Consider the following 12,359-nt stretch of genomic DNA (forward strand, 5'->3'; position numbering starts at 1 on the left):
CCGCTGCTGCAGGGCATTGACGGTAGGATCCTCGCCGTAGACATCGTCCCCCATTTCGGCCGCCACCATCGCCGCACGCATCGCCGGCGTGGGACGGGTCACCGTGTCGCTGCGCAGATCTACCCACTCCACGGCCCACCTCGCTGTCTCGGCAAAACGCCAGCTTCGGCGATGCGCGCCGTCGCGGCAAGCCCCACGATGGTGCACTAGACCGTCGCGGGCAGGCCCCAGGGCGGCAGGATCGCGAACAGCCCCTCGCGCTCGGTGCGGCGCGCCAGCCGCAGCAGCTCGGCATCGCGACTGAACAACATGCGCGCACCGGCGGCAGCTGCCAGTTCGAGGAACTTCTGGTCGTCCGCATCGGCGCAGCGCGGCAGGCGTACCGGCAACGCCGTCGCCTGTTCGTCCGGCAGACAACGGACCACGGCATCGAATGCCTCGCGGGCACGCACCTGTCGCTCGGCGTCCAGCGCCAGTCGCGGATAAGCCAGCACGGCCAGCCATTCCGCACGGCAGTCGCCACGCGTCACGGCCTCGAACCGCTGCGCATGCAGAGCCGCCCGCAATGCGGTGCAGCGCGGGTCGTCGAACACGAACAGGTCCAGGCAGACATTGGTGTCCAGCACCACCCGCGTCACGTCGCAGGCCATCGCGATGGGCGCAGAATCAGACACGCTTGCGGAAATACAGCCAGGCCGCCATGGCCAGCAGCACCGCCGGCAGCAGGTTGGCGAGCATCGGCGGTACGCCATACACGGTGCCGAAACTGACCATCGCCTTTTGCAGGAAGTACCAGCCGATCGCCAGCAGCATGCCGATGAAGATGCGCTTGCCCAGACCACCGGAGCGCAGCGTGCCGAACGCGAACGGCATCGCGCACAGCACCAGCACCAGCGTGTTGAAGGGGTAGAACACGCGCGCCCAGAACGCGATGGCGTAGGGACCGGGGTTCTCGCCGTTGCTTTCCAGGTAACGCATGTTGCGATGCAGGTCGCGCATCGGCAGGTACTGCGGCAGGATCAGCGACTGCTCGAGGATGCGCGGATTGAGGTGCGAGTCCCACACCACGCGCGCGGCCTGCGAACTGTGTACGCCCGTGCTGTCCAGCGTGGTCGAACGCACGTTGTTGAGCACCCACTGATTATCTTCGTGTTCGGCCGTATGGGCCCAGTCGAAACGGCTCAGCTGCCCGTCCGGCGACAGGGTGAACACCCGCACATTGGCCAGCTGCACCTCGTTGTGGTCTTTCCGATGGCGCAGCAGGCTGGCCTTCGCATTGATGATGCGGTCGCCGTCGCGCGCCCACAGGCCGCTGTCGTTGGTCAGCCCGAGGTTGCCCGACTTCATGCGCACCTGCATTGCCTGCGCCTGCTGGTCGCCCCACGGCCCCACCGTCTCGCCCATCAGCACCACGGCCACCACCAGCACCGCCACCACGCCGGCGGCCGACAGGCCGATGCGCATGCGCGACAGGCTCGCCGCTCGCAGCGCAGTCAGTTCGCCGCTGGAGGCCAGCCCGCCCAGACCGAGCAGGCCACCGATCAGCGCGGCATTGGGAAACATTTCGTACATGCGACGCGGGATCGTCACCAGGATGTACACCGTGGCGTCGCCAAGCGTGTAGCCGTTCTTGCCCACATGGGCCAGCTGGCGCAGGAACTCGAACACGGCATCGAAACAGGTCAGCGCCAGCCACACCACCAGCATGGAGCCGAGCACGCTGATCGCCACCAGCCGGTCAACGCGCTTGATGCGCAGATCCATCAAGCAGCGCCCCGGCGCGGCTTGCGTACCGCGTACTGCCGCCGGAACAGCCAGGCACCCAGCAGGAAGGCCAGCGCACTGACCAGCCACAGCGACCCCGCATGGTGCCAGTGACCCTTGACGATCTGGCCGCGGCACAACGCCAGCAGCAGGTAGTAGACGTAGAAACCCAGCACTGCCAGCAACAGACGGCCAAAGCGCGGTTCGCGCGGACTCTGTCGGGCCAGCGGTACCGCCAGCATCACCAGCACCAGCGCCATCGCCGGCGCGATCGTGCGCCAGGCGAATTCGGCGCGGGCATCGGCGGTGTTGGTGCGCATCAGCCTCAGCGTATCCATGGCATGCTCGGGATCGCTGTTGTCCTCATCGTCCGACTGCACGTTCGACAGCGCGGTGTCATTGGTGGCGTATTGCATGCGCCGCCAATTGTCGGCGCCGAGCGGGATCTCGTACTGCCAGCCGTCCTGCAGTTCCAGGTAGCGATCGGTGCCGCTGCTGCCCTGGTATAGATGCCCCCTGGCACCGGTGATCAGGCGGATCTGGTGCACACCCTGCTTGGTGGTGCGGTCGGTGGCGATGAAGGTGCGGCCGAGCTGGCTGCCGTCGCGGCTGAGCGTATCCACCAGGATGATGCCGCCCTTGCCCGGCAGGTCGGTGAAGCGGCCTGCATCGAGGCCGGCGGCGATCACCGAACGGTTCGCCGCGTTCACCACCTGGTTGGACTTTGCCGCCGCCCAGGGCCCCAGCCACAGCGACACCACGCCCACCAGCAGCGCCAGCACGAACGCCAGGATGCCGATCGGACGCAGCAGCCCACGCGGCCCCATGCCCGAGGACGACAGCACGTGCATTTCGCTTTCGCGGTACATCCGGCCCAGTGCCAGCAGGATGCCGATGAAGCCCGCAAACAGCAGCAGGGTGGACAGGCTGTCCAGCATGTTCAGGCCCAGCACCTGGAACATCACGCTGGCCGGAAAGCTGCCGTTGGCCACCTGTTTGAGGACCTGTGCGAAGGTGGTGCCGGACATGATCGCCAGCAGCACAATGGCGGTAGCGGCCACGGTCTGGCCCAACTCACGCAGGAAATAGCGGTCGAGGATGCTCAGCATGCGATAGAATAAAGGGCTTCACGTCGCCGCCACGCGGCCGGCAAACCCCAAGTCTAGCCGGTTCCAACCCGCCGGCGCTCTGCAGGACACTTCCCATGACGCTTCAGTTCAGCCTCGCATCCGCGCACCCCGAAACCGTCGAGACCCCCTGCGTGGTGGTCGGCGTCTACGAGAACGGCCTGCTGACCAGCGCTGCCGCACGCATCGACAGCGCGGCAGACGGTGCGATCAAGCGACAGGTGGAAAGCGGCGACATCAACGGCAAGGCCGGCAGCACCACTGTGCTGTTCGCTCCAGCCGGGGTCACCGCGCAGCGCGTGCTGGTGGTCGGTCTGGGCTCCCAGAAGACCTTTGACGCCGCCCGCTTCCAGAAAGTGAACATCGAGGCCGCGCGTGCGCTGGGCGGGCTGCCGCTGGAAAGCGCCGTGTCCTGGCTTGCCGACATCGACGTCCCCGGTCGCGATGCATCCTGGCGCGTGCGCACCGCGGCGCTGGCCAGCGACTACGCCGCGTACCGCTACACCGCGACGGTCAAACCGCGCAATCCGGGCAAGCAGCCGCAGTTCGCGTCGCTGGCCTTCGCCGCCGGTGCCGAGGCTCAGACCGGTCTCGACCAGGCCGTGGCGATCGCCGAGGGCGTGCGCTTCGCCCGCGAACTGGCCAACCTGCCGCCGAACATCTGCAACCCGGTCTACATCGCCGAACAGGCCAAGGCCTTCGCCGACGCCCACGACAAGGTCGGCTGCCTCGTGCTCGACGAAGTGGAGATGGAAAAGCTCGGCTTCGGCTCGCTGCTCGCGGTGGGTCGCGGCTCGGCCAACAAGCCCAGGCTGATCGCCCTCGAATACCGCGGCGGTGCCGAGGACGAGAAGCCCTATGCCTTCGTCGGCAAGGGCGTGACCTTCGATGCCGGCGGCATCAGCCTCAAGCCCGGCCCGGGCATGGACGAGATGAAGTTCGACATGGGCGGCGCGGCCGGCGTGCTGGGCGGCTTCGTGTCGGCGGTGAAGATGGGACTCCCGCTGAATCTGGTCTGCGTGGTGCCCTCGGTCGAGAACATGCCCGACGGCGACAGCTACCGTCCCGGCGACGTGCTGACCAGCCTGTCCGGCCAGACCATCGAAGTGCTCAACACCGACGCGGAAGGCCGCCTGATCCTGTGCGATGCGCTTACCTGGACCGCACAGACCTTCCAGCCCAGGGCGATCATCGACGCCGCCACCCTGACCGGCGCCTGCGTCATCGCGCTGGGCAAGCACGCCAGCGGCCTGATGAGCAAGCACGACGACCTGGCCGCCGAACTGCTCGCCGCCGGCGAGGCTGCGCTCGACCGTGCCTGGCGCCTGCCGCTATGGGACGACTACCAGGTGCAGCTGGATTCGACCTTCGCCGACTTCGCCAACATCGGCGGCAAGAGCGCGGGTGCGATCACCGCCGGCTGCTTCCTGTCGCGCTTCACCGACGGCCAGCGCTGGGCTCATCTGGATATCGCCGGCACCGCCTGGGACGAAGGCCGCAAGGGCATGGCCACCGGCCGCCCGGTGGCGCTGCTGGCACAGTGGCTGATCGACCGGACCGAAAAGTAATCGCGGAGCGGCGGGGAGCGGGTTGAAGCCCGGCGTTTCGCTACCCTCCCCCGCTGCTCATCGACTCGACGACTGAATCATGCGCGCCGACTTCTACCTGATCGACAAGCCCCGCTTTCGCGAGCAGCCTTTGCTGCTGGTGTGCGAACTGGCGAAGAAGGCCTGTGCGGCACAGCAGCCCACGCTGATCCTGTGCCGCGATTTCGGCCAGGCCGAGGCAATCGACGACCTGCTGTGGTCCTTCGACGCCGACGCCTTCATCCCGCACCAGCTGGCCGGCGACGATGACGATGCCGAGACCGCAGTACTGGTGGTTCCACCCGGCATCGACACACCGGCACGGCCACTGACGATCAACCTGCGCGACGACTGCCCGGCCGATGTCGGCGAACGCGTGCTTGAAGTGGTGGCAGCCGACCCGTCGGCACGCGAAGGCTCACGCGACCGCTGGCGTGAATACCTGCGCCGCGGCTTCCAGGTGAACAAGCACGACATGTAGAGAACCGCTCTGCCGGGATGCCGGCGAAGCGATCGCTCATACAGTATCGGCCACCTCCTGTACGGGCGCGCGCGGCACCGCCACCAGCGCTTCGGCCAGTTGCGCACCCGTCAGCGGCTTGCGCAGGAAGCCGTCCATGCCCACCGCGCGGCTGCGCGCCTCCTCGTCGCCACCCGAACGCGCGGTGATCGCCACGATCCAGGTGCGTGCATGCCGACCCTGACGGATCAGTCGAGCCAGTTGCAGGCCATCGATGCGCGGCAGGTCCAGATCCAGCAAGACCACGTCGCAAGGGCCCACATCGAGCTCGGTCAGTGCCTGCAGGCCGTTGGCGGCATAGCGCACCCGGTGTCCCTGCTGTTCGAGCATGCCCCGGATGACCGCGGCGACGATGGCATCGTCCTCGACCAGCAGCACGTCCAGCCCGGGCTCGAACGGCGTCACGAGCGCAGTCCGGCGCCCGTCCTCCATGGCTGCAGGACGCGCCACCGACAACGGCAGTCTCACCGTGAACGTGCTGCCTTGCCCGAGCCGGGAATGCAGCGTGATCGTCCCCTGCATCAGCGCCACCAGTTCACGGCAGATCGCCAGCCCGAGTCCGCTGCCGGAGCGCCGCTGCGGCCCGTCGTTCTGCTCGAAGCGCTCGAACAGCCGGACCTGGCTTTCCGCCGGAATGCCCGGCCCGGTGTCGCTGACGATGCACATCAGCGCGTCGTCCTGCCAGCGCACAGCCAGCGTCACGGCCCCCTGCCGGGTGAACTTCAAGGCGTTGTTGATCAGGTTGAAGAGCACCTGCTTGATGCGCACCGCATCGCCGACCAGCCGTGCAGGCAGGCAGTCGTCCAGTTGCATGTTCAAGGTCAGCCCCTTGGCCTGAGCCTGTGCCGATTCGAGCCGGACCACGTCGTCCGCCAGCGCCCGCGGATCGAACGGCACCGGCTCCAGCTCCAGCTTGCCGGCCTCGATGCGCGCCAGGTCCAAAGCGTCGTTGACTAGCTTCAGCAGCAGCCCACCCGAGCGTTGCATGGCCTCGGTGTATTCGCGCTGCTGCGGTGTCTGCGGCGTGGCGAGCAGCAGCTCGGCCATGCCCATGACACCCGTCATCGGCGTGCGTATTTCATGACTGAGCGTAGCCAGGAACTGACTCTTCGCCGCACTGGCGTGCTCGGCTAGCGTGCGCCGCTGCTCGGCCAGCTGGATCTGGTGGCGATGCGCCATGCGCCGTCGCCAGGCCAGCAGCACGCCGGCCACGAGCAGCGCCAGCAGTCCGAGGTAGACCAGCCAGGCCCACCAGCGCAGCCATGGCGGCGACTGTACGTGGATGCGCAGCGGCGTGGCCAGATGCGACCACACCCCGTTGGCCCCACGCGCCTTGATCCTGAGTGCGTAATCGCCTGCGCGCAGGCCGCTGAACGCGCGTTCGCCGCGATTGCCCACATCGACCCAGTTCGCATCGAATCCGGTCAGCCGGAAACGGTAGTCGTTGGCCGGCGGCTCGACGTAGGACGCAAGCCTTACCTGCACCCGCAGGTCACGATCGCGCCAGCTGATCTTCAGCGGCTGGCCCGGGGTGATGCTGAGCTGCCGGACCCGACCCTGGTCGTTGACGCTCACGCTGCCCAGCGTGAGCTTCGGCGCCTGATGTGGCAGGTGCAGTTGCAGGCGATCCGGACGGAATGCCACCACGCCGCCGCTGTTGGCCGCGAACATGGTGCCGTCGGGCAGCATCGCGGTGGAGCCGTTGGTGAAGTCGGTATTCGGCAGGCCCTGCGCCACGCCGAAGCTGGCGAACTCATGGGTATGCGCGTCCATGCGCCACAGACCCGGGTTCGCGAACAGCCAGAGGTTGCCCTGCCGGTCCTCCCGGATCGCCTGCAGGTTCGGCAGGAAAGCGTACCTGCTGACATCGATCGACTGATCGCGTATTGCCACGCCACGCGCATAACGATAGTGCGCCAGGGTCGTCCCGCTGACGGCCCAGAAGCCACCCTTGTCGAACGTGAAGGCGACGATTTCGGCATGCGGCACGCCCGCCACCATCACCATGCGTCCGGCAGCCTCGTCCAGCCGCAGCAGGCCGCCTCCGCCACCCAGCCAGAGCTGGCCGTCATGCGTGGTCAGCTGGTTGGCAAGCGCCACGTTGGCGATACCCTTCGGCAACGGCACCTGTGTGATCGACAGCGTGTGCGGATCGATCGCGAAGATGCCTTCGCCCCACGACGCCACATAGACCTTGCCGTCACCCGCGGCACGGATGAACACCGGCCGCGTCATGTGCGCGCTGGCGATATCGAGCTTGTGCGGCTTGCCATGTTCGAGCACGAAAACCGCTCCGCCCTCGGTGAGCCACAACCGTCCCTGCGCATCCCGGGTGATCGAGGTGATATCGCCGTGCAGAGCGTGTTCGAGATGACGGACTTTGCCGGTGGCCACGTCCAGCTCGTCGATCCAGCCGGTAAAGCCGGCCACCAACAGCTTGCCCTCGGATGTCGCGTGAACGGTCAGCGCCGAAATGCCGGTCAGGCTGTCCGGATCGTCGGGAATATGGGTAAAGCGGGTGAAGCCGTTCCAATGTGGCGGCAGGTAGGCGATGCCACCCTGATCCAGCGCGAACCACAGCCCGCCTTCGTTGTCGCGCATGATCTGCCAGACGCGTGCACTGGGCAGCCCGCCCGGCAGCAGCGGATGACTGGCGATCGTCTGCAGTGGCCCGGTACCGTCATCCAGCAGAATGCCCTTGGCGCTGCCGATCCACAGGCGTCCACCGGCGTCGCGCACACTGGACGTGACGGATGCATCCAGCGCCGACAATCGGCCATCGTTGAACGCTCGGGCGATGCCGTCGTGCCCGATCAGCAACAACCCGTCGTTGGTCGCCACGCGGATCTCGCCGTCGTATCCCTGGATACGCCAGACCTTGCCCAGGTTGCCGTGGAAGCCGGGAGCGACCGGAACGGGGTGGATATGGCCGTTTGCCTCCCGCACGAACAACCCGCTGGCCGCTCCGATCCAAAGCCGTCCGTGCGCATCGGCCAGCAGCGCACGCACCGCCAGCCGGTTGGGGTCGTCGGCCGCCATCGCCCTGCCGCCCGACAACACCACGCGGTCGAACCCGCGCTCGTCGGGACGGAGACGATCCAGACCATGCTGGGTGGCAACCCACACGGTGCCGTCGCGGGTCTGGGCGATGCTCCAGACTTCGTTGCTGGCGAGGCTGTGCGGATCGGCAGAATCATGCACCCATGAACGGAAGCGGTGGGTGCGCTGGTCGTAGGAGAACAGACCGCTGGAATCGCCGCCGCCCCAGATCCGGTTCTGATGATCGACATACAGGGAGTAGGTCTGGTTGGCCGGCAACGAATCGGGGTCGCCCGCCACATGCTGGTAGACCTTGAAGGCCACGCCGTCGAAGCGGATCAGACCCTCGGCCGCACCGAACCACATGACGCCATTGCGGTCCTGCGCCACGGAATAGACCGCGCCCGGAGGGATACCCGCCGCTTCGCCGTAGTGACGGAACTGCGGCGTCGGCAGCAGATGGGTTGCTTGCGACACTGCCGCCGCAGCCGGGGGCGGCGATGCCACGGGTACCGTGGCCTGCGCGAACCCCAAGGACAGGGCCACGGCCAGAACGGCACACCACACGGACTTCGGCTGCATGCATTCCCCCCACGACACGTCCCCATGATGCCAAAAGCTCCTGTCGGCAGCGAATGACATCCCGTCAATAGGATTTATCCAGGTCTGTCAGGCGTCGCTGTCGGCTGCTGCCATAGCGGCAGGCCAGGCCGCCAGGGCCGCGGCCAGCTGATCGCCGGTCAGTGGTTTGCGCAGGAAGCCATCCATGCCTGCAGCCTTGCAGCGTGCCTCGTCGTTGCCACCGGTCCGCGCCGTCACCGCGATGATCACAAGATGCTCGCCGGGCACCTCATGCTGGCGGATCAGGCGAACGATCTGGAAACCGTCCAGTCCGGGCAGATCCAGATCCATCAGCACCAGGTCGTAGGTCGACTGCGACAGCTCGGCGATCGCCTCCAGCCCGTTGGCCACATGCCGTGCCGCGTGACCCATGCGTTCGAGCAGGCCGAGGATCACCGATGCCACGATGGCGTCGTCCTCGACCAGCAGAATGCGGCGCGCCTCGCCACTTGCCACGCGGGCAATCCGCGGAGCCGCCACTGCTGCTCCGGCGACCACTTGCAACGGCAGGTGCAGCCGGAACGTGCTGCCCTCTCCGAGGCGCGAATCCAGCGCGATGCGTCCGCCCATCAACAAAGCCAGTTCGCGGCAGATGGACAGCCCCAGCCCGGTGCCGGCACGTCGCTGCGGACTGGTGCTCGCACCCTGTTCGAAAGGTTCGAACAGGTGCGCCTGCACGTTCATCGGGATACCCGGGCCGGTATCGCTGACCCGGAATACCAGCTCGTCGCCGTAGCAGCCCACTGCCAGTACCACGCTCCCGTGCTCGGTGAATTTCAGTGCATTGTTGGCCAGGTTGAGGAGGATCTGGCGGATGCGGAACGCATCCCCCATGGCGCGCTGTGGAAGGTCGTTTTCGATCTCCACGTCGAACTCCAGTCCCTTCGCACGTGCGTGTCCGGTCTGCAGCCGGCCAATGTCCTGGACCAGTGCGAATGGATCGAAGGGTGCCGGTTCCAGCACCAGCTTGCCGGATTCGATGCGCGCCAGGTCCAGCGCATCGTTGAGCAGCTTCAGCAGCAGCTCGCCCGACCGCTGCATGGTCTCGGCGTAACTGTGCTGGACCGGATTGAGCGAGGTCGCGAGCAACAGCTCGGCCATTCCCAGCACCCCCGTCATCGGGGTGCGGATCTCGTGACTGAGCGTCGCCAGGAACTGGCTCTTCGCCGCACTGGCCTGCTCGGCCAGACTGCGCTGCTGCTCCACCATCAGGATCTGATGCCGATGCGTCATGCGTCGCCGCCACGCCAGCAACACCACCCACGCCAGCACCGCGGCCAGCGCAGCGTAGACCAGCCACGCCCACCAGCGCAGCCACGGAGGTGCCTGCACGTGAATGCGCAGCGGTGTGGCCAGCGTGGTCCAGTGGCCATTGGCGAACGCATGCGCATCCAGCGTGTAGTCGCCGGCTTTCAGGCCGATGAATTCGCGTATGCCACGGCTGCCGGTATCCACCCAGGCATTGTCGAAGCCTTTCAGCATGAAGCAGTAACGCGTCGCTCGCGGGTTCAGGTACGAAAATGCCCGCGCCTGCACGCTCAGATGATGGTCGCGCCAGCCCAGACGCAACACGCCGTGGTGGGCCAGTACCGCGCGGGCATCCTTGCCATGGGTCACCGTAAGCCGGGTGATCAGCAGATGCGGCCGACCCGGATCGTCGCGGACGTGATCGGGGTCGAACCCGACCACGCCGCCCAGCGTCGGCGCATACAGGTAACCACTCGGCATCAGGGCATACCCACGCGTGAAATCGCTGTCGGTCAGCCCGTCTTCCAACCCGATCGTGCGGAACTTGCCCGTCGCCGGGTCGAAGCACCACAGGCCATCGTGACCGAAGATCCAGACCCGCCCATGAACGTCCACGCGCAGGTCGACCACGCTGACCGACGGCCAGCCATGCCTGGCATCCACGCTGCGGTCGAGCACCAGCGCGCGACCCTTGAAGTGGTAATGGGTCAGTCCATCCTCGTTCGCCATCCATATTCCGTGCGGACCGAACGTGAACGCATCGACCGGGGTTCCCGCGGCAACTCCGGCCACCATCCTCAGCCGGCCCCGCGCTGCATCGGAGCGCATCATGCCGCCGTCGCTGGCGTACCAGAACACGCCGTTCTTGTAGGTCATCTGGGTACCCCAGAGCACCTTGTCGTTCGGCTCGTCCATCGGCACGGGTGTCGCGGCCAGCGTGTCCGGGTCGATCCGGAACACGCCATGGCCGAAGGTGCGCGCATACATGCTGCCGCCCGGGCCGGGTTCGACTTCCAGCGGCCGCCGTGCGCCGACAGCGGCCAGGTCGACCTGCCGGCAATGGAACGGCCGACCGGCACAGACGAACAGCGCATGCCGTACCGCCACCCACAGACGATGCCGCGCATCCTCGGTCATGCCCACCACATCACCGCCAAGACCACTGATGACGTGATCGACCTTGCCGGTGACCGGGTCGAGCCGGTCCACGCGTCCGCGCCGTTCGCCGACCCACAGATGACGGCCGTCGCGATCGTGCGCCATGGTGGTGGCCATCGCGTCGCGCAGACTGGCCGGGTCGTCCGGAATATGGGTAAAGCGGCTGAAACTGTTCCAGCCCGGCGCCAGGTAGGCCACCCCGCCATCAAGCAGCGCGATCCAGAGACCGCCCTCGCGATCGGTCATGATCTGCCATACCCAGGTCCCGGGCAGATTGCCGTACAGCACCGGGTGATTGCTCACCGGCGTGACCGGTGCGCCGGGCTTCATCTGCACGAACAGACCTTTCTGGGTACCCACCCACAGCCGGCCCGCCGCATCGCGGATGCTGGTCATCACGTTGGTCGGTGGAATCGACGGGGAACCGAAGCGATGGGCAAGACCGTCGGCACCGACGACCATCAGGCCATCGGCCGTGGCGATGCGCACCTCGTCGCCGGTGCCATCGATGCGCCGGGCCGCGATCGGCTGTTTCGTCACGGCATCCAGCACCGGATGCAGGCGACCATCCCGACCGCGCCAGAACACACCCTGGTCGCAACCGATCCACAGACGTCCCCGGCCATCGACATGCAGCGCGGTCACCGTACCGAAACCACCCGGGCCATCGCCCGGTTGCGGTCCGCGCACATGCTCGAAGTCCGAGCGCCCAGGCAGCATGCGGTCGAGTCCCGCACTGGTACCCACCCACAGACTGCCGTCGCCGGTCTGCGCCATCGCCCACACGCGATCGCTGGACAGGCTGCGCGGGTCAGCGGGGACATGCCCCCAATGGCGGAACCTACCGGTGGCGGCGTCGTAGCGGTTGATGCCTGCATTCAGGCCAGCCGCCCACAACTGTCCGCGACGGTCGATCAGCAACGCGTCGATGCCGTTGTTGTAGAGCGAGCCGGGCACGCCCTTGATATGCCTGAACACCCGGAAACGCACGCCGTCGAAACGTGCGATGCCGCCCTTGGTACCGAACCAGATCGCCCCGTCGGGCGCCTGCACCACGGCGTACACATTGGTGCTCGGCAATCCGTCGGCCGTGCCGTAGCGGCGGAACTGCGGCGTCGGCAGCGGCGCATCGGATACCGTGGCAGGCTGGACCGCGGGCAGGGAAGCCGCTGCCGTGGCGTCGACCTTCGACGTGCCAAGCAACATGGCCAAACCAAACACCAGCATCCCAGCCATGGGTCCCCTTGCCTCCCCCATCGACGACGGCCATTCCCTTAATCAAAGCCGCCATAAGCG

At 67.0% G+C, this 12,359-nt stretch carries 7 protein-coding genes; 2 read left to right on the forward strand and 5 right to left on the reverse strand.

All coding sequences use genetic code 11. From position 1 onward, the window contains the following. Positions 1-206 precede the first annotated feature (206 nt). From RA164_RS12590 to lptF, 3 genes are read right to left on the reverse strand one after another with little or no spacing between them, the layout of a single operon-like run. Complete coding sequence (locus tag RA164_RS12590; RefSeq protein ID WP_329741195.1) at positions 207-674, reverse strand: PIN domain-containing protein; 468 nt, start codon at positions 672-674, stop codon at positions 207-209. Continuing rightward, positions 667-1,764 carry an LPS export ABC transporter permease LptG gene (gene lptG, locus RA164_RS12595; RefSeq protein WP_329741196.1) on the reverse strand — a complete coding sequence of 366 codons (1,098 nt, stop codon included), beginning with the start codon at positions 1,762-1,764 and terminating at the stop codon, positions 667-669. The genes RA164_RS12590 and lptG overlap by 8 nt, the downstream gene beginning before the upstream one ends. Then, a complete protein-coding gene (gene lptF, locus RA164_RS12600; protein ID WP_329741197.1) occupies positions 1,764-2,873 on the reverse strand; it encodes an LPS export ABC transporter permease LptF in 1,110 nt (369 codons plus the stop codon). Before lptF ends, lptG begins: the two co-directional genes overlap by 1 nt. Before the next feature lie 95 nt (positions 2,874-2,968). Between lptF and RA164_RS12605 the strand changes: the two genes are divergently transcribed. Continuing rightward, positions 2,969-4,459, forward strand: a complete 1,491-nt coding sequence (locus RA164_RS12605) for a leucyl aminopeptidase (protein ID WP_329741198.1) — start codon at positions 2,969-2,971, stop codon at positions 4,457-4,459. Positions 4,460-4,538: 79 nt separating this feature from the next. Continuing rightward, positions 4,539-4,958, forward strand: coding sequence for a DNA polymerase III subunit chi (locus RA164_RS12610; protein WP_329741199.1), 420 nt, complete (start codon positions 4,539-4,541; stop codon positions 4,956-4,958). A 36-nt stretch (positions 4,959-4,994) separates the two neighbouring features. Here the strand turns inward: RA164_RS12610 and RA164_RS12615 are convergent, their stop codons facing one another. Together RA164_RS12615 and RA164_RS12620 are read right to left on the reverse strand one after the other, a co-directional pair. Next, the gene (locus RA164_RS12615; RefSeq protein WP_329741200.1) at positions 4,995-8,618 is read right to left on the reverse strand and encodes a two-component regulator propeller domain-containing protein; all 3,624 of its coding nucleotides are present in this window, start codon (positions 8,616-8,618) and stop codon (positions 4,995-4,997) included. An 87-nt stretch (positions 8,619-8,705) separates the two neighbouring features. After that, on the reverse strand, positions 8,706-12,299 hold the full coding sequence (locus RA164_RS12620) for a hybrid sensor histidine kinase/response regulator (protein ID WP_329741201.1): 3,594 nt from the start codon (positions 12,297-12,299) through the stop codon (positions 8,706-8,708). Positions 12,300-12,359: the final 60 nt, after the last annotated feature.

The organism is Dyella sp. A6, assembly GCF_036320485.1.
Taxonomy (GTDB): Bacteria; Pseudomonadota; Gammaproteobacteria; order Xanthomonadales; family Rhodanobacteraceae; genus Rhodanobacter_A; species Rhodanobacter_A aluminiiresistens.

Excerpts from the sequence above, each read along its gene's own strand:
- lptG (WP_329741196.1), bottom strand. The coding sequence starts at position 1,764 with ATGGATCTGCGCATCAAGCGCGTTGACCGGCTGGTGGCGATCAGCGTG.
- lptF (WP_329741197.1), bottom strand. The coding sequence starts at position 2,873 with ATGCTGAGCATCCTCGACCGCTATTTCCTGCGTGAGTTGGGCCAGACC.
- RA164_RS12605 (WP_329741198.1), top strand. The coding sequence starts at position 2,969 with ATGACGCTTCAGTTCAGCCTCGCATCCGCGCACCCCGAAACCGTCGAG.
- RA164_RS12610 (WP_329741199.1), top strand. The coding sequence starts at position 4,539 with ATGCGCGCCGACTTCTACCTGATCGACAAGCCCCGCTTTCGCGAGCAG.
- RA164_RS12615 (WP_329741200.1), bottom strand. The coding sequence starts at position 8,618 with ATGCAGCCGAAGTCCGTGTGGTGTGCCGTTCTGGCCGTGGCCCTGTCC.
- RA164_RS12620 (WP_329741201.1), bottom strand. The coding sequence starts at position 12,299 with ATGGCTGGGATGCTGGTGTTTGGTTTGGCCATGTTGCTTGGCACGTCG.